31 protein-coding genes are annotated in these 20754 nt (G+C 63.3%); 25 read left to right on the forward strand and 6 right to left on the reverse strand.

The features are described 5' to 3' along the window. Positions 1-62: 62 nt before the first annotated feature. From J1M86_RS09330 to J1M86_RS09350, 5 genes are all read right to left on the reverse strand, one after another. Positions 63-908, reverse strand: a complete 846-nt coding sequence (locus J1M86_RS09330; RefSeq protein WP_206509620.1) for an ABC transporter permease — start codon at positions 906-908, stop codon at positions 63-65. Next, entirely contained in the window at positions 905-1876 is a 972-nt protein-coding gene (locus J1M86_RS09335) for an ATP-binding cassette domain-containing protein (RefSeq protein ID WP_206509621.1), read from the reverse strand. Before J1M86_RS09335 ends, J1M86_RS09330 begins: the two co-directional genes overlap by 4 nt. Before the next feature lie 125 nt (positions 1877-2001). Continuing rightward, a complete protein-coding gene (locus J1M86_RS09340; RefSeq protein ID WP_206509622.1) occupies positions 2002-2958 on the reverse strand; it encodes a diiron oxygenase in 957 nt (318 codons plus the stop codon). Then, positions 2955-3854: an NAD-dependent epimerase/dehydratase family protein gene (locus tag J1M86_RS09345; protein ID WP_206509623.1), complete on the reverse strand. Its 900-nt coding sequence runs from the start codon at positions 3852-3854 to the stop codon at positions 2955-2957. The genes J1M86_RS09340 and J1M86_RS09345 overlap by 4 nt, the downstream gene beginning before the upstream one ends. 29 nt (positions 3855-3883) lie before the next feature. Continuing rightward, on the reverse strand, positions 3884-4396 hold the full coding sequence (locus tag J1M86_RS09350) for a hotdog fold domain-containing protein (protein WP_206509624.1): 513 nt from the start codon (positions 4394-4396) through the stop codon (positions 3884-3886). A 482-nt stretch (positions 4397-4878) separates the two neighbouring features. On the opposite strand from J1M86_RS09350, the gene rpsJ reads away from it, so the two are divergent. The 11 genes from rpsJ to rpsQ are packed head-to-tail and all read left to right on the forward strand — an operon-like array spanning position 4879 to position 10171. After that, positions 4879-5184: a 30S ribosomal protein S10 gene (gene rpsJ, locus J1M86_RS09355; protein WP_003938093.1), complete on the forward strand. Its 306-nt coding sequence runs from the start codon at positions 4879-4881 to the stop codon at positions 5182-5184. Between the two features lie 14 nt (positions 5185-5198). Beyond that, a complete protein-coding gene (gene rplC / locus J1M86_RS09360; RefSeq protein ID WP_206509625.1) occupies positions 5199-5864 on the forward strand; it encodes a 50S ribosomal protein L3 in 666 nt (221 codons plus the stop codon). Next, positions 5861-6538 (forward strand): 50S ribosomal protein L4, encoded by a 678-nt coding sequence (gene rplD / locus J1M86_RS09365; protein WP_075838823.1) that lies wholly within the window; start codon positions 5861-5863, stop codon positions 6536-6538. Before rplC ends, rplD begins: the two co-directional genes overlap by 4 nt. Next, a complete protein-coding gene (gene rplW, locus J1M86_RS09370; RefSeq protein ID WP_068432316.1) occupies positions 6535-6840 on the forward strand; it encodes a 50S ribosomal protein L23 in 306 nt (101 codons plus the stop codon). Before rplD ends, rplW begins: the two co-directional genes overlap by 4 nt. A gap of 38 nt (positions 6841-6878) precedes the next feature. Further along, positions 6879-7718 (forward strand): 50S ribosomal protein L2, encoded by an 840-nt coding sequence (rplB, locus tag J1M86_RS09375; RefSeq protein WP_075838824.1) that lies wholly within the window; start codon positions 6879-6881, stop codon positions 7716-7718. 13 nt (positions 7719-7731) lie between these two features. Next, positions 7732-8013, forward strand: a complete 282-nt coding sequence (gene rpsS, locus J1M86_RS09380; RefSeq protein ID WP_008718309.1) for a 30S ribosomal protein S19 — start codon at positions 7732-7734, stop codon at positions 8011-8013. After that, on the forward strand, positions 8010-8429 hold the full coding sequence (gene rplV, locus J1M86_RS09385) for a 50S ribosomal protein L22 (protein WP_075838825.1): 420 nt from the start codon (positions 8010-8012) through the stop codon (positions 8427-8429). The genes rpsS and rplV overlap by 4 nt, the downstream gene beginning before the upstream one ends. Next, the gene (gene rpsC / locus J1M86_RS09390; protein WP_206509626.1) at positions 8429-9232 is read left to right on the forward strand and encodes a 30S ribosomal protein S3; all 804 of its coding nucleotides are present in this window, start codon (positions 8429-8431) and stop codon (positions 9230-9232) included. Before rplV ends, rpsC begins: the two co-directional genes overlap by 1 nt. Before the next feature lie 2 nt (positions 9233-9234). Further along, a complete protein-coding gene (gene rplP / locus J1M86_RS09395) occupies positions 9235-9651 on the forward strand; it encodes a 50S ribosomal protein L16 (protein ID WP_075838827.1) in 417 nt (138 codons plus the stop codon). Further along, positions 9651-9896 carry a 50S ribosomal protein L29 gene (rpmC, locus tag J1M86_RS09400; protein ID WP_019663551.1) on the forward strand — a complete coding sequence of 82 codons (246 nt, stop codon included), beginning with the start codon at positions 9651-9653 and terminating at the stop codon, positions 9894-9896. Before rplP ends, rpmC begins: the two co-directional genes overlap by 1 nt. After that, positions 9893-10171, forward strand: coding sequence for a 30S ribosomal protein S17 (rpsQ, locus tag J1M86_RS09405; RefSeq protein ID WP_075838828.1), 279 nt, complete (start codon positions 9893-9895; stop codon positions 10169-10171). Before rpmC ends, rpsQ begins: the two co-directional genes overlap by 4 nt. Positions 10172-10260: 89 nt before the next feature. Here the strand turns inward: rpsQ and J1M86_RS09410 are convergent, their stop codons facing one another. After that, on the reverse strand, positions 10261-11550 hold the full coding sequence (locus J1M86_RS09410) for an AIM24 family protein (protein ID WP_206509627.1): 1290 nt from the start codon (positions 11548-11550) through the stop codon (positions 10261-10263). Between the two features lie 257 nt (positions 11551-11807). Between J1M86_RS09410 and J1M86_RS09415 the strand changes: the two genes are divergently transcribed. From J1M86_RS09415 to map, 14 genes are all read left to right on the forward strand, one after another. Beyond that, the gene (locus J1M86_RS09415; protein WP_206509628.1) at positions 11808-12746 is read left to right on the forward strand and encodes a glycosyltransferase family 2 protein; all 939 of its coding nucleotides are present in this window, start codon (positions 11808-11810) and stop codon (positions 12744-12746) included. A 155-nt stretch (positions 12747-12901) separates the two neighbouring features. Next, positions 12902-13270: a 50S ribosomal protein L14 gene (gene rplN / locus J1M86_RS09420; protein WP_008718280.1), complete on the forward strand. Its 369-nt coding sequence runs from the start codon at positions 12902-12904 to the stop codon at positions 13268-13270. Beyond that, on the forward strand, positions 13271-13588 hold the full coding sequence (gene rplX / locus J1M86_RS09425; RefSeq protein WP_206509629.1) for a 50S ribosomal protein L24: 318 nt from the start codon (positions 13271-13273) through the stop codon (positions 13586-13588). Position 13589: 1 nt separating this feature from the next. After that, the gene (gene rplE / locus J1M86_RS09430; protein ID WP_075838830.1) at positions 13590-14162 is read left to right on the forward strand and encodes a 50S ribosomal protein L5; all 573 of its coding nucleotides are present in this window, start codon (positions 13590-13592) and stop codon (positions 14160-14162) included. Between the two features lie 4 nt (positions 14163-14166). After that, positions 14167-14352, forward strand: coding sequence for a type Z 30S ribosomal protein S14 (locus J1M86_RS09435; RefSeq protein WP_072806574.1), 186 nt, complete (start codon positions 14167-14169; stop codon positions 14350-14352). Between the two features lie 583 nt (positions 14353-14935). Beyond that, the gene (gene rpsH / locus J1M86_RS09440) at positions 14936-15334 is read left to right on the forward strand and encodes a 30S ribosomal protein S8 (protein WP_072806577.1); all 399 of its coding nucleotides are present in this window, start codon (positions 14936-14938) and stop codon (positions 15332-15334) included. Positions 15335-15348: 14 nt separating this feature from the next. Further along, positions 15349-15888, forward strand: coding sequence for a 50S ribosomal protein L6 (gene rplF / locus J1M86_RS09445; protein ID WP_075838831.1), 540 nt, complete (start codon positions 15349-15351; stop codon positions 15886-15888). Between the two features lies 1 nt (position 15889). Continuing rightward, positions 15890-16306 (forward strand): 50S ribosomal protein L18, encoded by a 417-nt coding sequence (gene rplR, locus J1M86_RS09450; RefSeq protein WP_075838832.1) that lies wholly within the window; start codon positions 15890-15892, stop codon positions 16304-16306. Positions 16307-16340: 34 nt separating this feature from the next. Next, positions 16341-17009: a 30S ribosomal protein S5 gene (gene rpsE / locus J1M86_RS09455; RefSeq protein WP_075838833.1), complete on the forward strand. Its 669-nt coding sequence runs from the start codon at positions 16341-16343 to the stop codon at positions 17007-17009. Next, positions 17009-17188 carry a 50S ribosomal protein L30 gene (rpmD, locus tag J1M86_RS09460; protein ID WP_075838834.1) on the forward strand — a complete coding sequence of 60 codons (180 nt, stop codon included), beginning with the start codon at positions 17009-17011 and terminating at the stop codon, positions 17186-17188. The genes rpsE and rpmD overlap by 1 nt, the downstream gene beginning before the upstream one ends. Positions 17189-17190: 2 nt before the next feature. Continuing rightward, positions 17191-17634: a 50S ribosomal protein L15 gene (gene rplO / locus J1M86_RS09465; protein WP_075838835.1), complete on the forward strand. Its 444-nt coding sequence runs from the start codon at positions 17191-17193 to the stop codon at positions 17632-17634. Positions 17635-17981: 347 nt separating this feature from the next. After that, positions 17982-19304 (forward strand): preprotein translocase subunit SecY, encoded by a 1323-nt coding sequence (gene secY / locus J1M86_RS09470; RefSeq protein WP_075838836.1) that lies wholly within the window; start codon positions 17982-17984, stop codon positions 19302-19304. Continuing rightward, positions 19301-19855, forward strand: a complete 555-nt coding sequence (locus J1M86_RS09475; protein WP_075838837.1) for an adenylate kinase — start codon at positions 19301-19303, stop codon at positions 19853-19855. Before secY ends, J1M86_RS09475 begins: the two co-directional genes overlap by 4 nt. Beyond that, positions 19855-20652 carry a type I methionyl aminopeptidase gene (map, locus tag J1M86_RS09480; protein WP_206509630.1) on the forward strand — a complete coding sequence of 266 codons (798 nt, stop codon included), beginning with the start codon at positions 19855-19857 and terminating at the stop codon, positions 20650-20652. The genes J1M86_RS09475 and map overlap by 1 nt, the downstream gene beginning before the upstream one ends. The last annotated feature ends 102 nt before the right edge of the window (positions 20653-20754 follow it).

Below are 20754 nucleotides of genomic sequence, written 5' to 3' on the forward strand. Positions count from 1 at the left end.
GGTGGGTTCCGGGAAATCGAGCGTGCTCTGCGTGGTTCGGCGCTGCTGAATGTCGGTCATGGTCAGTCCCTCCGTCGAAGGCTGGCCCACAGTGCCAGCGGAATGAGGACGACCGTCAGACCGACGATCCACGCGATGGCTGGGAACACGCCCGCGAACGTGACGGTCCCCTCTGCCATATCGCGCATGGCCGAGGAGAACTGCGAGATCGGTTGATTGCGCACGAACGGCCGAATCCACTCGGGAAAGCCGCTTTCGGGTACGAATCCGGTCGATGCCATGCCCAGGATCAACTGCGGCAGCGTCAGTGCCTGGCTCGTGGCCTCGGGGCTTTTAGACAAGGTGCCGATCGCGTCGGCGCCGAACGACAGGACAGTACTGATCGCCAATGCCATTGCGCCGAACATGAGTGCTTGCCCGACGCCTGCACTGAAGCGAAAGCCGATGACGTGGCCGAAGAGCAGTGCCGCGGTCAGTGTCACCGTCGATCGGATGAACGCACTCGACATCCGAGCCATCAGCGGAGCACCGATGACCACGGGCATGGTCTTGAGCCGTGTGGACAGACCTGTCGCTGCCTCGGTCGACGCGCGCTGCGCGGACGAAATGGCCGTGAATGCCATCGCCTGTAGGACGATGATCGGCATGAGGAACTGTGCGTAGTCGATGCCCTGAAACTGCATGACGAACTTCAGCGGTAGGTAGAACCCGATGGTGAAGATGAGCGGCGCGATGACAGCGACCAGCAGTTCGCCCTTGCGCACCATCGTTCGAACGGTCCGGGCCGTCAACACCCGCCACTGAACGAAGCCGGAGGGCTCGAAGCGCCGCTTCTTGGACGCACTCGCACGTCCGACCGTGGGGGTGGAAGCGGAACCGACCGTCGTATCTTGGGCTGTCGTCGTCACTGCGTCGAAACCGTGTTGGTGTGACCGGTGAGTGACAAGAACACGTCATCGAGCGAGGGTCGCCGCAACGCGATATCGGCCAGCGCGATGCCGGCTTGGTCGATGCGACGCAGGACCTCGGACAAGGTGGCCGCGCCGTCCGGAGCCGGAATCGATAGTCGATCAGCACCCGGCGCAAGATCGGTGGCCACCGCAGCCGGAACGAGCTCGCCCAGCACGCGGACCACGGCGGGGAGCTCGTCTGGATCGACCGGGACCACCTCGCAGAAGTTTCCGCCAGTCATCGCCTTGAGATGGTCCGAGGTGCCCTCGGCAATGACGGTGCCCTTGTCGATCACGATGATGTTGTCGCTGAGTACGTCGGCTTCCTCGAGATACTGCGTGGTGAGCAGCACTGTGATTCCCTGAGCCTTCAAGGCCTCGACGAGTGACCAGACGCCCTGCCTGGACCTCGGGTCCAGACCTGTCGTCGGCTCGTCGAGGAAGACCACTTTGGGTCGAACGACCAGCCCACACGCGATGTCGATGCGTCGGCGCATCCCGCCCGAGTATCCGCGAACCGGCCGCTTGCCGGTGTCGACCAGGTCGAATTCCTCGAGCAGGGCGTGTGCGCGGGTGCGGGCGGCCTTCTTGTCCAGGCCCATCAGGCGGCCGAACAGTTCGATGTTCTCCCGCCCGGAGAGCGTGTCGTCCAGAGCGGCGTACTGCCCGGTCATCATGATCGAGCGGCGAACCTCGGCAGCGCTTTCGGCAACGTCGTGTCCCGCTACGACGGCGCGACCGGAATCCGGACGGATCAAAGTCGAGAGCACCTTGACCATGGTGGTCTTGCCCGCGCCGTTCGGGCCGAGAATTCCCAGGACGCTGCCACGCGGCGCAGAGAAGCTGATCCCACGTAGCGCGTGGACGTCGTCGAAGGACTTGTGGACGTCCTCCACCAGTACAGCTACGTCCTCGGGTAAGGGCATCGATTCTCCGTGCGGTCGGTGTCGAGAAGAGTGTGCGGACGATCGTGGGACTTTGTCCTACCCGTAGTCAATCCAGGCATCCGCCGAAAACGTTACCCGCCGCAAAGGCGTGGCCCGCCGCCCGCTTACGTCCAGGCGATCCCGATTTCGTCCTCGACGTCGAGTCGGCGGCACAGCGACCGGATCCCGCTGTAGTCCTGTACCAGCTGGCGGCGGGTGTCGTCGGCGGCGGTGTCGGCGAGCATCCGGTCGGCGTCGACGACGCCCTCGGCGCGCAGGATGGCCGCCCATGTACCGAAGTCGTTGCTGGAGAACGCGTCCATGCCCGCGGCGAGCCCTTCCAGAAAATGACGCCTATCGCCTGCGCTCAACGTCTCGAACACGATCGCAGCCATCTCGTCGGCGATCGAGGCGTGGCAGTGCTCGTCACGGTTGTGCAACTTCACGGTGGCGCGATTGACGGGTTGAATCGCCTCGTCGTCCTCGATCAGGTCCAGGTAGGACGTGATCGAGATCTCCGCGACCGTGGTGTATGCGAGCGTGCTGAGCGCGGCCGCAGACTCGTCGACGGCACCGAGCTGAGCGGCACGTTGGCGACGAACTGTGGCGCTGACGGGGAGGGTTCGATCGGGCATCGCCCATCCGCGCTGTCGCCGGGTGAGCGCGGAGGCATTGAGGTGCATCAGCGTGTGGTACTGCTCGTCGACCATCGCCTGAGTCACCGCAACGGCGAGAACGTCGCCCATTCCGGTGTCGAAGGCGTCGGCAGCGAGAAGCGCGAATCCGGGGTTGACGACGTGCTGCTCCACGTCCATGACGTTCTTGTTGAACGCGATCCATCCCCAGGCGCGGATCCGTTCCTGCGTGGTCTCCGGCAGGGCCCGGTAGACGTCGTGGTCCGCGAACGGAATCAACGCCTCGGGGTAGTCGTGCTTGGCGAGGTCGAACAGATCGTCGAGGTCGGGCTCCGGCTTCTTGACGGTGGCGCGTTTGCCCCAGTTACCGGCCAACCGCGACACAACGGCACTCTCCACGGCGTCGTTCGGGTCGTGCTCGGGTAGCTGTGGCATCTGGATCGTCATCGGTTCCCCTCGGGTCCTTGGTCTCGAACGATACCGAAAAGATCGGCGCACAGTCTGCGATACGACTCGCCGTCGGGTACGGCAGCACCAGCCCGTTCGACCAGAGCGCCGAACTCTTCGCCGGTGCCGCTGCCGACGGCTGCATCGAGCCGCGACGCAGCTTCGACGAGCGCCATTCTGGCCTGGTGGGCGTACGGGTTGCCGGCCTGCACGTCCCAATACACTTCGGGTTCGCCGCCGGCGATCCGTGCGAGCAATGCCAGCGAGGTGCGTGCCGGTGGCGGCGCGATTGCGTCGACCAGTGACGGGTCGAGGCCGAGCGAGCCCAGGGCGGACCCGAACGCGAGCACGCTTGCATGGGTCAAGGCCTGGGTCGCGGCCGCCGCTCGATCGTGCATGTCGGAATCGACGTCGACGACTCGTCCGCCCCAGGCCGTGATGCGAGCGACGAAGTCCTCGGCGGCCACACCGGGGCGGTGTCTCACGCACGCCACTGGACGCCCGTCGAATCCGAGTGCAGGAGCGAACATCGGGTTGATGCCCAGGACGGCGTGCGCTCGGCCGGACGCCTCGACGGCAGCCGCGAACGCGGATTTGACGGACAGTGTTTCGACCACCAGCGCAACCCTGTCGAACAGAGACAGATCCGTACCGAGCGCAATGTGCTCGGGGACCGCCAAGACCACGAGACGGGCATCGGCCACTGCTTGGATCAATCGAGCCGACGGATTCAGAATGTCGGCGACCTCGTGCTCGACCCCCTCCGGCGAGGACGGCGAGGTGCGCTCGGATACGTCTGTCGCCAGGACGGAGTACCCGTCGCGCGCGAGAGCCTGGCACAGCAATGAACCGACCGCACCATTGCCGCCCACCACAACAGCGTCGTGCTTTCTCATCGTTCGAGTATGCGTGTGCGGGCTGATCCTTACGACGAGTCGGTCACCGGCTTCCGTGTCGCGGAGACCCAGACGGTGATATCGGCGTGCACTACCTCTGCGCCTGTGCGATCTCGGATGTAGACGGGAATGACGACATCGGCGCCCTCGGTGATCGCGGCGAAATCCGGGAGCTGCGGCAACTCGGCTGTTGCTGTCAGCGAGGTCGTTGCGGGGCGCAAGTATTGGACCTGCATACCCTTGGGGATCCAGCGATGCGAGGTGGGCACTGTGGTCTCGGCGAGCATCCCCATCGCGACCTCGGCGAGATTGCAGGCGGCGATGGCGTGGAAGGTGCCGAGGTGGTTTCGAATGCCCCACCATTTCGGCGCGCTCACCGTGCATCGGCCCGGTTCCAATGTGCGGACTCGGGGGAGTACCGAACCGAAGTAGGGCACTCGCAGACACATTCCGACGGAGAAGACTGCGGATCCCAGCAGGTTGTCGGGCAGTCGACGCCAGAGGCCGAAGGTCGGTCCGTAGGTGGGTGAGGTGGAGTTCATCGGTCGATCTTACCGCTCGGTAATATCCGGCATGAGTCCTGTGCGCAGCCCGTGCGCCCCGGATTTGAACTCGACGGCCGCGTACGGCATACTGGTCGGGTTGCCTGGACACGGGACGCGCCTTCGTGCGGCCACGACCAGGTTGAAGCAGAACGGAACCAGCACTCCACGTGAGTGCGTCCGGTTCACCAGCTCGGAGATGCATCGGAAGCCTCGCGCTCACGGTCATCGAAGAAGAGCAAGCGGAAAGAAGTGTCAGTAGAAATCCGACACGCCCGACCGCGTGGACCGGAGAACCATGACAGATGAACAGCGGCAACGGATCGGGTCTTTCCTGATCGCCAACGTTCGGTTCGTCGTGTGAGCACGAGGGCAGTTCGAGTCCTTTCGGCTTCGGTCGAGCGACTCGGGGACTGTGCAGACGAGGTGGGGCAGGCCGAACGGCAGGCCTCACGACAAGCGGCAAGAAAAGGACACTAAGCGTGGCGGGACAAAAGATCCGCATCAGGCTCAAGGCCTACGACCATGAGGCGATCGACGCGTCAGCGCGCAAGATCGTCGAGACGGTCACCCGTACGGGTGCCCGCGTCGTCGGACCGGTGCCGTTGCCGACCGAAAAGAACGTGTACTGCGTCATCCGTTCGCCCCACAAGTACAAGGATTCGCGCGAACACTTCGAGATGCGTACTCACAAGCGGCTCATTGACATCCTCGACCCGACGCCGAAGACGGTCGACGCGCTCATGCGCATCGATCTGCCCGCCAGTGTCGACGTCAACATCCAGTGAGCGCGGAGACAACGATGACTGATAACAAGAATCGACCTGCCACAGGCATTCTGGGCACCAAGCTCGGAATGACCCAGGTCTTCGACGAGAACAACCGCGTCGTTCCCGTGACCGTGATCAAGGCTGGACCCAACGTGGTCACCCAGGTCCGCACGCTGGAGCGCGACGGCTACAGCGCCGTCCAGGTCGCCTTCGGCGCGATCGATCCCCGCAAGGTGAACAAGCCGACCACCGGCCAGTTCGAGAAGGCAGGCGTCACGCCTCGCCGCCATGTGGTGGAGATCCGCGTCGCCGACGCCTCCCAGTTCGAGGTCGGCCAGGAGCTCACCGCAGCTGTGTTCGAGGACGGCGCTTTCGTCGACGTCACCGGCACCAGCAAGGGCAAGGGCTTCGCCGGAACGATGAAGCGTCACGGCTTCAAGGGCCAGGGCGCGAGCCACGGCGCTCAGGCCGTGCACCGTCGTCCGGGATCCATCGGTGGCTGCGCCACACCGGGTCGCGTGTTCAAGGGAATGCGCATGTCCGGACGTATGGGTGGCGACCGCGTTACCACGCAGAACCTCTCGGTCCACAAGGTGGACAGCGAGAACGGTCTTCTGCTGATCAAGGGAGCAATCCCGGGCCGTCGCGGCAACGTCGTGATCGTCAAGTCTGCATTGAAGGGTGGTGCACGGGCATGACCAGCCTCGAGAAGAAGACCGAAACCAAGCTGACGCTGGACGTCAAGGAGCTCGGCGGCAAGACCAACGGAACCGTTGATCTGCCTGCCACGATCTTCGACGCTCCTGCCAACATCGCGCTCCTGCATCAGGTCGTCGTTGCACAGCTCGCTGCTGCTCGTCAGGGAACCCACTCCACGAAGACTCGTGGCGAGGTTCGCGGTGGCGGCAAGAAGCCGTACCGCCAGAAGGGAACCGGTCGCGCCCGTCAGGGTTCGACGCGTGCACCTCAGTTCGTCGGCGGTGGCACGGTCCATGGACCGCAGCCGCGTGACTACAGCCAGCGCACACCCAAGAAGATGAAGGCAGCCGCTCTGCGCGGTGCCCTCTCGGACCGGGCACGCAGCGAGCGTATTCACGTCATCACCGAACTGGTTGCCGGACAGGTTCCGTCCACCAAGGGTGCCAAGACGTTCCTCGCCGAGATCTCGGACCGTAAGAAGGTCTTGCTCGTCGTCGGTCGCGAAGACACCGCAGCGTGGAAGAGCGTCCAGAACCTGGAAGGCGTGCATCCCATCGCACCCGACCAGCTCAACACGTACGACGTGCTCGAAGCAGATGACGTCATCTTCAGCGTGGAAGCGCTGAACACGTTCATCGCAGGGCCTGCGAAGAACGAGGAGGGAAGCAAGTGACCACGATCGCCGATCCCCGCGACATCTTGCTGGCGCCGGTCATTTCGGAGAAGTCCTACGGACTGATCGAGGAAGGCACATACACCTTCCTGGTCCACCCGGACTCGAACAAGACGCAGATCAAGATCGCCGTCGAGAAGATTTTCGACGTCACTGTGACCAGCGTCAATACGCAGAACCGTCAGGGCAAGCGCAAGCGGACCCGATTCGGTTACGGCAAGCGCAAGGACACCAAGCGCGCGCTCGTAACGCTCTCCGCCGACAGCAAGCCCATCGAGATCTTCGGAGGTCCGGTCGCATAGCGGCTGGGACTCTTCGGATATAGAGGACGAGAAGACTCATGGCAATCCGTAAGTACAAGCCGACCACTCCGGGCCGTCGCGGCTCCAGTGTTTCCGATTTCGCGGAAATCACTCGCAGCACGCCCGAGAAGTCGCTGATTCGCCCCCTGCACGGTCGCGGTGGACGTAACGCACACGGTCGTATCACCACCCGGCACAAGGGTGGCGGTCACAAGCGCGCGTACCGTCTGATCGATTTCCGTCGCAACGACAAGGACGGCGTGCCGGCCAAGGTCGCTCACATCGAGTACGACCCCAACCGCACCGCCAACATCGCCCTTCTGCACTTCGCAGATGGCGAGAAGCGCTACATCGTGGCACCGAAGGGCATCGCTCAGGGCTCGCCCATCGAGTCCGGTGCCGGCGCCGACATCAAGCCGGGCAACAACCTGCCGCTGCGCAACATCCCGACGGGTACGACCATCCACGCGGTCGAGCTCCGTCCGGGCGGCGGCGCGAAGATGGCCCGCTCTGCCGGTTCGAGCATCCAGCTCCTCGGCAAGGAAGGCCCCTACGCCACCCTGCGTATGCCCTCCGGCGAGATCCGTCGCGTCGACGTGCGCTGCCGCGCAACCGTCGGCGAGGTCGGCAACGCCGAGCAGTCGAACATCAACTGGGGCAAGGCCGGCCGTATGCGCTGGAAGGGCAAGCGCCCAACCGTCCGTGGTGTCGTCATGAACCCGGTCGACCACCCACACGGTGGTGGTGAGGGCAAGACTTCCGGTGGACGCCACCCGGTCAGCCCGTGGGGACAGGCCGAAGGCCGTACCCGCAGTAAGAAGAAGGCGAGCGACAAGCTCATCGTCCGTCGTCGCCGTACCGGCAAGAACAAGCGCTAGGAGGGAGTTCAGAATGCCACGCAGCCTGAAGAAAGGCCCGTTCGTAGACGATCACCTCCTCGCGAAGGTCGACGTCCAGAACGATAAGGGGACCAAGCAGGTCATCAAGACCTGGTCCCGTCGCTCGACAATTCTTCCCGATTTCATCGGTCACACGTTCGCCGTCCACGACGGTCGCAAGCACGTGCCGGTTTTCGTGTCCGACTCGATGGTCGGCCACAAGCTCGGGGAGTTCGCACCGACCCGCACGTTCAAGGGTCACATCAAGGACGACCGGAAGGCGAAGAGGCGATGAGCAACACCGAAACCGCCAACCCGACGGCCAGGGCAGTCGCTAAGCACGTTCGCGTCACGCCCATGAAGGCACGTCGCGTCGTGGACCTGGTTCGTGGGCGTTCCGTCGAGGATGCGCTCAACATCCTGAAGTTCGCACCGCAGGCCGCCAGCGAACCGGTCGCCAAGGTGATCGCGTCCGCAGCTGCGAACGCCGAGAACAACCTGGATCTCGATCCCAGCACTCTGATCGTGGCGACGGCATTCGTGGACGAGGGCACCACCCTCAAGCGATTCCAGCCGCGCGCTCAGGGTCGGGCATTCCGGATCCGCAAGCGCACGAGCCACATCACGGTGATCGTCGAGAGCCTGCCCAAGACCGGTGGAACCAGCCGTAACCGCCGTAAGGGCCAGGCATCCAAGGAAGGGGCTCAGTAGTGGGTCAGAAAATCAACCCGCACGGCTTCCGCTTGGGTATCACCACCGATTGGAAGTCGCGCTGGTACGCAGACAAGCAGTACGCGGAGTATGTGAAGGAAGACGTCGCGATCCGCAAGCTCCTGGCCACCGGCATGGAGCGTGCGGGCATCGCCAAGGTCGAGATCGAGCGCACCCGTGACCGTGTTCGCGTGGACATCCACACGGCACGCCCCGGCATCGTCATCGGTCGTCGTGGCGCCGAGGCAGACCGCATCCGCGGAGCTCTCGAGAAGCTGACCGGCAAGCAGGTTCAGCTCAACATCCTCGAGGTCAAGAACGCTGAGTCCGAGGCTCAGCTCGTGGCCCAGGGTGTTGCAGAGCAGCTCAGCAACCGCGTCGCATTCCGTCGCGCGATGCGTAAGGCCATTCAGTCGGCCATGCGTCAGCCGAACGTCAAGGGCATTCGTGTCCAGTGCTCCGGTCGTCTCGGCGGCGCCGAGATGTCTCGGTCGGAGTTCTACCGTGAAGGCCGTGTGCCACTGCACACGCTTCGCGCGGACATCGACTACGGACTGTACGAGGCCAAGACCACCTTCGGTCGTATCGGCGTGAAGGTCTGGATCTACAAGGGCGACATCGTCGGAGGCAAGCGCGAGCTCGCCGCTGCAGCACCCGCTGCAGGCGCCGACCGCCCGCGCCGCGAGCGTCCTTCGCGTCCGCGTCGCTCCGGTGCCTCGGGTACCACGGCGACGAGCACCGAAGCCGGCCGCGCGGCATCCGCAGAGGCTCCGGCCTCGACCGAGCCGAACAAGGAGGGCTGACGATGTTGATCCCCCGCCGGGTCAAGCACCGCAAGCAGCACCACCCGAAGCGATCGGGCGCTGCCAAGGGCGGAACCGCTGTGACGTTCGGTGAGTACGGCATTCAGGCTCTCGAGCCTGCCTACGTCACCAACCGTCAGATCGAGGCCGCTCGTATCGCGATCACTCGCCACATCAAGCGTGGCGGCAAGGTCTGGATCAACATCTTCCCGGACCGCCCGCTCACGAAGAAGCCTGCCGAGACCCGCATGGGTTCCGGTAAGGGTTCGCCCGAGTGGTGGGTCGCGAACGTCAAGCCGGGTCGCGTGATGTTCGAGCTCTCGTTCCCGGACGAGGCCACTGCACGTCAGGCGCTCACCCGCGCAATTCACAAGCTGCCGATGAAGGCACGCATTATCACCAGGGAGGAGCAGTTCTGATGGCTACTGGAACCCCAGCCGCAGAGCTCCGCGAGCTCACCGGTGAAGAGCTGGTCACCAAGCTGCGTGAGTCGAAGGAAGAGCTGTTCAACCTTCGTTTTCAGATGGCTACCGGCCAGCTGGACAACAACCGTCGACTGCGCACCGTTCGTCACGAGATCGCGCGCATCTACACCGTTCTGCGTGAACGTGAGCTCGGCCTGGCGACAGGTCCCGCCGACGACACTGCAGGTGACGCGGCATGAGCGAGGAAAACACTGTGACAGAAGAGCGCAACAACCGTAAGATCCGGATCGGCTATGTCGTATCCGACAAGATGGAAAAGACGATCGTGGTCGAGCTCGAGGACAGGGTCAAGCACCCCCTCTACAGCAAGATCATCCGTCGTACCACCAAGGTCAAGGCACATGACGAGAAGGGCGACGCCGGAGTAGGCGATCGCGTTCAGCTCATGGAGACCCGCCCGCTGTCCGCCACGAAGCACTGGCGACTGGTCGAGGTCCTCGAAAAGGCCAAGTAAGCAATTCGCTGCGACAATGCCCGCTCCCGTTCCGGGGGCGGGCATTGTCGTGTTCGAGGCAGGTTTTCGTCCAGCGCTTTTCTCGTGCTCTAGCGTCCGAGCAGCCCGCCGAGCGCACCGCCGACGCCAGCTTGTTCACCGCTGCCGGAGCCGCCGATAATCCCGCCCGGCGGTTGCTCGGACGGTTGCACCACGACGAAGCCTCGGCCGACGAACTCGAGCGTGAAGCGCTCGCCGGTGGAACGTCCGATCAAGGTCCCGAGACCGAACGAGTCATTCTTCTTCACCCTGGTAGACAAGCTCGACGACCACGCAACTGCCGCCTGCGGGTCGGCGAACGTGGCCTGGTCGACCTGCAGCACAACGGGAACCCCGTCGGTCGTGATGGCGATTCGACCGCGACCGGTGAACACGCAATTGAAGAAGCCCGCATTGCCCCCCGACGCCGCGCCTTGTACTCGCTTGACTTCGTAGGACAGGGACGAATCGAACGCCAGCACGTTCGCACCGTTGATGGTGAGGCCGTCGGTGCCGTCGAGATCGATCAGGTGGACGTCCTGAGCGGCGTTTGCCAGAAAGAGGTCGCCGCGCCCGGACACCGTCATGAGCGGAACGCCTTCACCGGACAGTGCCTGCTTGAAAGCGCGTCCGATACCGCCCGCCCCCTTGGCCTCGAACTTCAGATCGCCCTGGTACGCGACCATCGACCCTGCGCGGGCCATGATCTCGCCGTTCATCCCCACACGGCACATCTTGCTGCCCTGCTTCTGGATGCCGGCGCCGGGAACCTCGGCGTGTGCGGGCGCGAACAGTTCACTTCTCACGGGTGTGGACCCTTCTGTCGTGGCGGAGGGGAGTGGCGGGATGCTGCTCTGTCCGGCACCGGTCGGAGGTGCGGTTGCGAAGGGTGCGCTCTGGTCCTCGTCCGCGCTCTCGATCTCGATGCCGTAAGCCGTCGCCAGCCCGGCTAGGCCGTCGAGAAACCCCTGGCCGATCGCGCGTACCTTCCAAACCTCACCGCGTCGGTAGATCTCGAGGCAGACCAAGGCGTTCTCCTGTCCGAGCGCGTCGGCGCGGTAGGAAGCAAACGGTGTGCCGGCGGCATCGGCGATCGTCGTCGATACCGGCCCAGCATCTGCGAACGTCGGCGGTCCAGTTCCGTCAAGCGAGGCGGCTATTGCAACGGTGACGATCTCGGCCGGGATGGCCGCGCAGTCGAGGATGATGCGATGAGAGCCGCCGTGGGCCTGGTACTCGACCCCGAGGCCTATGGGTTGGTTGTAGAAGATCAGATCGGCGTCCGAGCGAACTCGGCCATCGGTTCCGAGCAACAGCGCCGAGACGTCCACGCGTGTGGACGTCTCGAGCGTGGCAGTCATCTTCGAAGTCGGAGCGGGGCAATTTTCCCCGCGAGCGAGGGGCTTCACCCGGTCCAGTGTGCCCGAGACGAACACGCGCCCGGCGACCGTCCCTGTTTCACTGCTGTCGTACCGGGTATACCCAGGGCGCTTGCGGTAGATGAAAGTTGTCCGGGAATTGTTCGCGCTGCGCACGATCATTATTGTCGATAGTGTGACTGCAATTCATCTTTCTAAAATCGTCGATATGCGCGACCACCCGAGAGAGTGAAGCAGTCATGACCGACACGAGCAGAACTGCGTCCAACAATCAGCCGGCAAAGGGTTCCACGCCTGATGGTAAAGAAGTGGTTTTCGTATCCGTCGTCATTCCCGCACGCAATTGTCTGCCCGATCTCGACGACCAGTTGGACGGGCTTGCCAAACAGACGTACACGGGGCCGATCGAAGTAATCGTCGCGGACAACGGTTCCGAGGACGATCTCCAGGCTCACCTCCGCGAATATGCGCAGAGAGGTCTGCTGTCCGTGCGGCACATCGACGCTGGAGAACGCGCTGGGGCGTCGTACGCCCGCAATCGCGGCGCGGAAGCGGCACGTGGCGATTTCCTCGCGTTCTGTGACGCCGACGACGTAGTGCATCCGGAGTGGCTTTCCGCACTCGTCGAGCTGGCAGAAAAGAACGACGTAGTCGGTACAGCAATAGAGACCGAATCCATCAATTCGCCGCGCGCGCTCGACTGGACGCCTACCACGCCCCCGGAAAAACAGGGAAAAACACCATTTCTACCGCACGCTATCGGTGCGAGTTTCGGTTGTTGGGCGGCTGTATATCGGGAACTCGGCGGAATGAGCTGCGAGTTGCGTGCAAGCGAGGATGTCGAATTCTGCTGGCGGGCCCAATTGAATGGGTACCGTTTTGCATTTGCACAGACACCGTTGGTGGGATATCGACTGCGAGCCGAATTGATTCCCTTGATGAAACAGTCCTACCAATTGGGATACGGCTTCGCGCAGTTGCAGGGGATCTACCGCGCCCAGGGATGTCCGCCGGTGCACGTGCGCCGTGTGCTGCGGTGGTGGGGCCTGCTGCTGTTGGCTAATCCACTCGTACCGCGCGTTCTCACTGGCATATCCAAGGGGCAGTGGCTGCGGGCGGTCGCCGCGCACATCGGAGAGGTGCGAGGCGGCGTCAAGTATCGAGCATTTGTGTGGTGACCAGCATCGATTTGGATTCGGCGGCGTAGTTCCCTACACTTGACCAGTTGCCTGTGGCAGCGGTGTGCCTTCGTGCGCCCGTGGGCCAGGCAGCCGACCGCGCGTGTCGGGACGGAAATCCGGCACGTCTGTACATCCAGGTCTAGGAGAAGTTAGTGATTCAGCAGGAGTCGCGAGTACGCGTTGCTGATAACACGGGCGCGAAGGAAATCCTTTGCATCCGCGTTCTCGGTGGCTCGTCACGTCGCTACGCCGGGATCGGCGACATCATCGTAGCTACGGTGAAAGACGCCATCCCAGGTGGAAATATCAAGAAGGGTGAGGTCGTCAAGGCCGTCATCGTCCGCACCGTCAAGGAGCGTCGCCGCCCGGACGGTTCGTACATCCGTTTCGACGAGAACGCTGCCGTGCTGATCAAGCCGGACAACGATCCTCGCGGAACCCGCATCTTCGGCCCGGTGGGTCGCGAGCTGCGTGAGAAGAAGTTCATGAAGATCGTCTCGCTCGCCCCGGAGGTGCTGTAAATGAAGGTGCACAAGGGCGACACCGTTCTCGTGATCGCAGGCAAGGACAAGGGCGCCAAGGGCAAGGTCATCCAGGCCTACCCCGAAAACTCCAAGGTCCTCGTCGAGGGCGTGAACCGCATCAAGAAGCACACCGCGATCTCCGCGAACCAGCGCGGCGCATCCTCGGGCGGAATCGTCACGCAGGAAGCCCCGATCCACGTATCGAACGTCGCAGTCATCGACTCGGACGGAAACCCCACTCGCGTGGGCTACCGCACCGACGAAGAGTCCGGCAAGCGCGTTCGTGTTTCCCGGAAGAACGGGAAGGACATCTGAGATGACTACCACTGAGAACAAGGCAGGCGTGCAGCCTCGCCTCAAGGCGCGCTACCGCGCCGAGATCAAAGACGCCCTCAACACCGAGTTCGCATACGACAACGTCATGCAGATCCCGGGTGTCGTCAAGGTCGTCGTCAACATGGGTGTCGGTGACGCTGCCCGTGACGCGAAGCTGATCAACGGTGCAGTTGCCGACCTCGCCGCGATCACCGGTCAGAAGCCGGAGATCCGCAAGGCCCGCAAGTCCATCGCGCAGTTCAAGCTTCGTGAGGGAATGCCCATCGGCGCACGCGTCACGCTCCGTGGCGACCGCATGTGGGAGTTCCTGGACCGCCTGACCTCCATTGCCCTTCCCCGAATCAGGGACTTCCGCGGCCTCTCCGGCACGCAGTTCGACGGCAACGGCAACTACACGTTCGGCCTCAACGAGCAGTCGATGTTCCACGAGATCGACGTGGACAAGATCGATCGTCCGCGCGGCATGGACATCACTGTGGTGACCACCGCAACCAACAACGAAGAAGGCCGCGCGCTGCTCAAGCACCTCGGCTTCCCGTTCAAGGAGAACTGAGTCCATGGCTAAGAAGGCACTGGTCAACAAGGCCAACAAGAAGCCGAAGTTTGCAGTGCGTGGATACACACGCTGCAACCGCTGCGGCCGTCCCCACTCGGTGTTCCGCAAGTTCGGCCTGTGCCGTATCTGCGTTCGCGAGATGGCACACCGCGGCGAGCTGCCCGGCGTTCGCAAGAGCTCCTGGTGAACTGAGGCCTTCGGGCCTCACCGCATCACGCTGACGGGCGTGGGTTCCTTTACGGAACCCACGCCCGTTTTGTTGTATGTCCTGCCGTGACCTAGCACCGATATTGCCGACCCCGCACATCGGTTCGGGTCATAGCGCCTGTGCGTACTCGGCAAAAACGGTGTCAGCTCTGCAGGCATCGAGCCCGCCGTGAGACACGAGCGCGAGCCGCTTCGGGCCGTGATCAGTGCACCGCGCCGGCAACCTTCAGAGCGGATGATTTGGTGTTTTCGGCCTGGTTGCCTACACTTGTGCGGTTGCCCGGGCTTCGTCGTGCCTGCACGCGAGTCCTTGCAGTTTCAACGCAACCTCGGGTTCTCCGCACTTGGAAAGAAGAACACGCGGAAGCTCGAAACACCTGGCAGTGCAGTGATGCATTGCTTGGAGCGCAACCCCTGACCGTCAACAGTCGGTCAGGACATGTTCACTTCGCTGTAGGCCCACGATGTGACGAGCCAGGCCCCCCGGGTCGAGAACAACCCAGGGGCACCAGCTCGCGCGTGCTGCATGGGAACCGCTGCGAGAAAGGTGCACAGGTCACACCATGACGATGACCGATCCAATTGCAGACTTCTTGACCCGTCTGCGCAACGCCAATTCGGCGTACCACGACGAGGTGAAGCTTCCCCATTCGAAGCTGAAGGCGAACATCGCCGAGATCCTCAAGCGTGAGGGCTACATCGCTGATTTCCGTACCGAGGACGCCGAGGTGGGCAAGACCCTCATCGTCGATCTCAAGTACGGACCCAGCCGTGAGCGCAGCCTCGCAGGCGTGCGTCGCATCTCGAAGCCAGGTCTTCGTGTGTACGCAAAATCCACCAATCTGCCCAAGGTTCTCGGCGGCCTGGGCGTGGCGATCATCTCCACGTCCACCGGTTTGCTCACAGAGCGTCAGGCGGCCAAGCAGGGTGTGGGCGGAGAAGTCCTCGCCTACGTCTGGTAGGGGAGGCCACCACCATGTCACGTATTGGAAAATTGCCGGTCACGGTCCCCGCGGGCGTCGACATCACGATCGACGGCCAGAATGTCGCGGTCAAGGGTCCCAAGGGGTCTCTTGCACTGACGATCGCCGAGCCCATCCAGATCGCCCGCTCGGACGACGGCACCATCGCCGTCACCCGCCCGGACGACGAGCGTCGTAGCCGCTCGCTGCACGGCCTCTCGCGCACCCTCGTCGCGAATCTCATCACCGGTGTCACCAACGGGTACACCACCAAGATGGAGATCCACGGCGTCGGCTACCGCGTTGTCCTCAAGGGCAAGGATCTCGAGTTCGCGCTCGGGTACAGCCACCCTGTGCTGATCGAAGCACCGGACGGCATCACGTTCACGGTCGAGTCGCCCACGCGATTCACCATCAGCGGCATCGACAAGCAGGCGGTCGGTCAGATCGCTGCCAACATCCGTCGTTTGCGGCGCCCGGACCCGTACAAGGGCAAGGGCATCCGCTACGAGGGTGAAGTTATCCGCCGCAAGGTCGGAAAGACGGGTAAGTGATATGAGCCAGCAAACAGCAGACAAGGCGAACGTCGTGAAGCGCACTCCGCGCGGCACGGACGTGTCGACCAAGCGTCGCCTGTCGAAGGCGCGCCGCCACTTCCGTCTTCGCAAGAAGATCTCCGGCACGCCCGAGCGTCCTCGCTTGGTCGTCAACCGCTCCTCGCGGCACATTCACGTGCAGCTCGTAGACGACCTCGCCGGCCACACGCTGGCCAGTGCATCGTCGATCGAAGCAGACGTGCGTGCCCTCGACGGAGACAAGAAGGCCCAGAGCGCAAAGGTCGGCGAACTCATCGCTGCTCGCGCAAAGGCAGCCGGCGTCGAAACGGTCGTCTTCGACCGTGGCGGCAACGACTACAGCGGCCGCATCGCGGCGCTGGCAGATGCCGCTCGCGAAGGCGGGTTGGCATTCTGATGATGACTGAAACTGACAACGGAAGGACAGCCTGATGCCGGGACGTCAACGGCGTGACGGCGGAAGCGGCCCCGCCGGACAGAACAGTGGACCGAACAGCGGCGGTGACAACAGCCAGCGCGGTGACAACCGTGGTGGACGTGACCGTCGTGACAACTCGCGTGGCGGCAACGCTGCCGAGAAGTCGAACTTCATCGAGCGCGTAGTCGCGATCAACCGCGTCTCCAAGGTCGTCAAGGGTGGTCGTCGCTTCAGCTTCACCGCCCTCGTGATCGTCGGAGACGGCAACGGCTTGGTCGGCGTCGGCTACGGCAAGGCCAAGGAAGTTCCCGCGGCGATCCAGAAGGGCGTCGAGGAGGCTCGCAAGAGCTTCTTCCGCGTTCCGATGATCGCGGGCACCATCACGCACCCCGTTCAGGGTGAAGCAGCAGCAGGCGTCGTCATGCTCCGTCCGGCCAGCCCGGGTACCGGAGTCATCGCCGGCGGTGCTGTCCGCGCCGTGTTGGAGTGCGCAGGCATCCACGACGTGCTCTCGAAGTCGCTCGGTAGCGACAACGCGATCAACGTCGTCCATGCCACCGTGGCTGCCCTGCAGGCACTGCAGCGTCCCGAGGAGGTCGCGGCTCGTCGCGGTCTGACCCTCGAAGAGGTTGCGCCCGCAGGCATGCTCCGTGCGCGTGCACAGGCAGGAGCGACCAAGTAATGGCACAGCTCAAGGTCACCCAGATCAGAAGCACCATCGGCCAGAAGTCGAACCAGCGGGACAGCCTGCGGACTCTCGGCCTCAAGGGGATCCGCAAGTCCGTCGTCCGTGAGGACACCCCGCAGACCCGCGGACTGGTCAATGTGGTGCGCCACCTCGTAACTGTTGAGGAGGTCTAACCATGACCATCAAACTGCATCACCTGCGTCCCGCTCCCGGATCCAAGTCGACCAAGATTCGCGTCGGCCGCGGTGAAGGCGGCAAGCGCGGCAAGACCGCGGGTCGCGGAACCAAGGGAACCGGCGCACGCAAGAACGTGCCGGCGCGTTTCGAGGGTGGCCAGATGCCCCTCCAGATGCGACTCCCGAAGCTCAAGGGCTTCACCAACCCGAACCGTGTCGAGTTCCAGGTCGTGAATCTTCGCGACATCGAGCGCTTGTTCCCCGAGGGTGGACAGGTCGGCATCGCCGATCTGATCGCCAAGGGCGCAGTGCGCAAGAACGAGCCCGTCAAGGTGCTGGGCGACGGCAAGTTGACCGTGAAGGTCGATGTCTCCGTCAACAAGTTCACCGGTTCTGCCAAGGAAAAGATCGCCGCTGCCGGCGGTTCCGCAACCGAGGTATAACCCAGATCGACTCCGGTCGATCACGCTCATCGTGTGTCGATGGCCGCAGCAACGAGCCTCGGTAGAGGCTCTCGCTGCGGCCATCGCGCCGTTGTGGCCGCTGGGTCGACCAGGTCGTCGGCCGCCCGGTCGGGACACTGCGCGGGTAGGTCGCTGCATCGTCCGAATGGGCGGGTGCGCACTGATCGACCGGCCGTCGGATGCACACTGTTAGAGTTCTAGAGTTACGTGACAATGCCTTTCATGCGGGTGACTCGTGTTACCCGCAATCCAAGGTCGGACGTCGTGTGGGTCGAATGTGACCGGACGGCTGTTCGACACCAACGCGCCTCGTGCCAGGAGGATCTTTGCTTTCCGCCTTCGTGTCGGCCTTCAGGACTCCTGACCTGAGACGAAAGATCCTTTTCACGCTCGGTCTGGTCGCCTTGTACCGCTTCGGCGCTACCCTGCCTTCGCCCGGTGTTGATTACGCCAACGTCCGAGCCTGTATCGAACAGGTCTCCGGTGGCGATCAGGCCGGTATCTATTCGCTGATCAATCTCTTCTCGGGTGGGGCGCTGCTGCAGCTGTCGGTCTTCGCGATCGGCATCATGCCGTACATCACCGCGAGCATCATCGTTCAGCTACTGACGGTGGTCATCCCCAAGTTCGAGCAGCTCCGCAAAGAGGGACAGTCCGGCCAGGCCAAGATGACGCAGTACACGCGTTATCTGTCGATCGCGCTGGCTATCCTCCAGGCCACCGGACTCGTCGCCCTGGCTTCGCGTGGGCAGCTCCTTCAGGGATGCCAGCAGGACATCATCGCGGACCAGAGCATCTTCGGGTTGGTCATCATCGTGCTGGTCATGACCGCCGGTGCGGCCATGGTCATGTGGTTCGGTGAATTGATCACCGAACGTGGCGTCGGCAACGGTATGTCCCTGCTGATTTTCGCCGGTATCGCATCGCGAATCCCGTCCGAGGGCAAGTCCATCCTCGACAGCCGCGGCAGCTTCGTCTTCGCGATGGTCTGTGTGGCCGCTTTCCTGATCATCGTCGGCGTGGTGTTCGTCGAGCAGGGCCAGCGCCGCATCCCGGTGCAGTACGCAAAACGGATGGTCGGCCGCAAGATGTACGGCGGATCGTCTACGTACCTGCCTCTCAAGGTGAACCAGGCGGGTGTCATCCCGGTCATCTTCGCGTCCTCGCTGCTGTACCTGCCGAACCTGATCGCGCAGCTGACCTCGGCAAGTACCGCGACGGATCCCAGCTGGTGGCAGCGGATCATCAACGAGTACCTGGTGAACCCGTCGAACCCGGTCTACATCTCCATCTACTTCGGCATGATCGTCTTCTTCACGTACTTCTACGTCGCCATTACCTTCAACCCGGAGGAACGGGCCGAGGAGATGAAGAAGTTCGGTGGATTCATACCCGGGATCCGGCCGGGCCAGCCGACAGCCGACTATCTCAATTACGTGCTCAGCCGCATCACCCTTCCGGGTTCGGTCTACCTGGGCACCATCGCCGTGCTCCCGAATGTTTTCCTCGACATGGGAAACAGTGGGGGAGCGCAGAACCTGCCGTTCGGCGGCACCGCCGTCCTCATCATGGTGAGTGTCGGCCTCGACACCGTGAAGCAGATCGAAAGTCAGTTGATGCAGCGTAACTACGAAGGGTTCCTCAAGTGAGACTCGTACTTCTTGGTCCTCCCGGTGCCGGCAAAGGCACCCAAGCCGAGATCTTGTCCGAGAAGTTGGGTGTACCCCACATCTCGACCGGTGACCTGTTCCGCGCCAACATCGGCGAGAAGACCCCGCTCGGAATCGAGGCGAAGAAATACCTCGACGCCGGTGACCTGGTTCCCAGTGAACTGACTGTCGACATGGTTCGCAGTCGTTTGGCCGAGCCCGATGCGGTCAACGGATTTCTGCTCGACGGCTTCCCTCGGTCGGTCGGTCAGGCCGAGTCGCTCGTCGAGATCCTCGCAGACCTGGGCGCCAAGCTCGATGCTGTGCTCTCGTTCGTGGTCGATGAGGATGTCGTAGTCGAACGCATGCTCTCGCGAGGTCGTGCGGACGACAAGGAAGACGTCATCCGCAATCGGCTCAACGTCTACCGCGACGAGACCGCACCCCTGCTTGACCACTACTCGGACCAGATCCTCTCCGTCGATGCGATGGGCGAGGTCGACGAGGTCAGCGCCCGCGCGCTGAAGTCCATCGAGGGCCTCGGCAAGTAATGGCCTTCGGTCGCAAACGCAAGGTTGTCCCGTTCCGCAGCGCCGGTGAACTCGACGCGATGGCTGCGGCGGGTGCGATCGTCGGCGCTGCGCTGGTGGCGGTGCGGGACGCAGCGAAGCCCGGCGTCTCGACTCTCGAACTGGACCGTGTCGCCGAGGCTGTCATCAGGGATGCCGGTGCCGTGCCGTCTTTCCTCGGATATCACGGCTTCACGGGGAGCATCTGCTCGTCCGTGAACGACCGGGTGGTTCACGGCATCCCGTCCGCACGGGACGTTCTCGCCGCGGGCGACATCATTTCCATCGATTGCGGCGCAGTTCTCGACGGCTGGCACGGTGACTCGGCCTGGACATTCGGAATCGGCGAAATCATCGAAGCAGATGCACTGCTCAGCGAGGCAACTCGGCTGTCGATGGAGGCCGGCATTGCCGCGATGCTCCCAGGCAACCGTCTCACCGACATCTCGCATGCAATCGAGACCGGTACACACGATGCGGAGAAGCTGCACGGGCGCAAGTACGGCATCGTCGACGGGTACGGCGGGCACGGAATCGGCCGTGAGATGCACATGGAGCCATTCCTCGCCAACGAAGGTGCACCCGGTAAGGGGCCCGAATTGGTGATCGGCTCCACCCTGGCCATCGAGCCGATGTTGACCCTCGGAACCTACGAGACCGAGATCCTCGATGACGATTGGACCGTGGTCACCACCGACGGATCGCGGGCTGCGCATTGGGAGCACACCGTTGCCGTGACAGAAGACGGCCCGCGAATCCTGACGCTTCGTCCCGAATAGACGAGTCCGAGCGCAGTCGGCCGACCGTGCTCCTTCGACCGCGAAATCCGATCGCGGGACAGTACTCGACAGCACGGCATTTGGCCTGGTGAGAGTTTGCCG

The sequence above is a fragment of the Rhodococcus sp. KRD197 genome, assembly GCF_017168235.1.
In the GTDB taxonomy this organism is placed as follows: Bacteria; Actinomycetota; Actinomycetes; order Mycobacteriales; family Mycobacteriaceae; genus Rhodococcoides.

Bases quoted from the DNA above. Each gene is read 5' to 3' on its own strand.
- J1M86_RS09335 (WP_206509621.1), bottom strand. From the start codon at position 1,876: ATGCCCTTACCCGAGGACGTAGCTGTACTGGTGGAGGACGTCCACAAG.
- J1M86_RS09340 (WP_206509622.1), bottom strand. From the start codon at position 2,958: ATGACGATCCAGATGCCACAGCTACCCGAGCACGACCCGAACGACGCC.
- J1M86_RS09345 (WP_206509623.1), bottom strand. From the start codon at position 3,854: ATGAGAAAGCACGACGCTGTTGTGGTGGGCGGCAATGGTGCGGTCGGT.
- J1M86_RS09350 (WP_206509624.1), bottom strand. From the start codon at position 4,396: ATGAACTCCACCTCACCCACCTACGGACCGACCTTCGGCCTCTGGCGT.
- rplC (WP_206509625.1), top strand. From the start codon at position 5,199: ATGACTGATAACAAGAATCGACCTGCCACAGGCATTCTGGGCACCAAG.
- rplD (WP_075838823.1), top strand. From the start codon at position 5,861: ATGACCAGCCTCGAGAAGAAGACCGAAACCAAGCTGACGCTGGACGTC.
- rplB (WP_075838824.1), top strand. From the start codon at position 6,879: ATGGCAATCCGTAAGTACAAGCCGACCACTCCGGGCCGTCGCGGCTCC.
- rpsS (WP_008718309.1), top strand. From the start codon at position 7,732: ATGCCACGCAGCCTGAAGAAAGGCCCGTTCGTAGACGATCACCTCCTC.
- rplV (WP_075838825.1), top strand. From the start codon at position 8,010: ATGAGCAACACCGAAACCGCCAACCCGACGGCCAGGGCAGTCGCTAAG.
- rplP (WP_075838827.1), top strand. From the start codon at position 9,235: ATGTTGATCCCCCGCCGGGTCAAGCACCGCAAGCAGCACCACCCGAAG.
- rpmC (WP_019663551.1), top strand. From the start codon at position 9,651: ATGGCTACTGGAACCCCAGCCGCAGAGCTCCGCGAGCTCACCGGTGAA.
- rpsQ (WP_075838828.1), top strand. From the start codon at position 9,893: ATGAGCGAGGAAAACACTGTGACAGAAGAGCGCAACAACCGTAAGATC.
- J1M86_RS09410 (WP_206509627.1), bottom strand. From the start codon at position 11,550: ATGACTGCCACGCTCGAGACGTCCACACGCGTGGACGTCTCGGCGCTG.
- J1M86_RS09415 (WP_206509628.1), top strand. From the start codon at position 11,808: ATGACCGACACGAGCAGAACTGCGTCCAACAATCAGCCGGCAAAGGGT.
- rplX (WP_206509629.1), top strand. From the start codon at position 13,271: ATGAAGGTGCACAAGGGCGACACCGTTCTCGTGATCGCAGGCAAGGAC.
- rplE (WP_075838830.1), top strand. From the start codon at position 13,590: ATGACTACCACTGAGAACAAGGCAGGCGTGCAGCCTCGCCTCAAGGCG.
- J1M86_RS09435 (WP_072806574.1), top strand. From the start codon at position 14,167: ATGGCTAAGAAGGCACTGGTCAACAAGGCCAACAAGAAGCCGAAGTTT.
- rpsH (WP_072806577.1), top strand. From the start codon at position 14,936: ATGACGATGACCGATCCAATTGCAGACTTCTTGACCCGTCTGCGCAAC.
- rplF (WP_075838831.1), top strand. From the start codon at position 15,349: ATGTCACGTATTGGAAAATTGCCGGTCACGGTCCCCGCGGGCGTCGAC.
- rplR (WP_075838832.1), top strand. From the start codon at position 15,890: ATGAGCCAGCAAACAGCAGACAAGGCGAACGTCGTGAAGCGCACTCCG.
- rpsE (WP_075838833.1), top strand. From the start codon at position 16,341: ATGCCGGGACGTCAACGGCGTGACGGCGGAAGCGGCCCCGCCGGACAG.
- rpmD (WP_075838834.1), top strand. From the start codon at position 17,009: ATGGCACAGCTCAAGGTCACCCAGATCAGAAGCACCATCGGCCAGAAG.
- rplO (WP_075838835.1), top strand. From the start codon at position 17,191: ATGACCATCAAACTGCATCACCTGCGTCCCGCTCCCGGATCCAAGTCG.
- map (WP_206509630.1), top strand. From the start codon at position 19,855: ATGGCCTTCGGTCGCAAACGCAAGGTTGTCCCGTTCCGCAGCGCCGGT.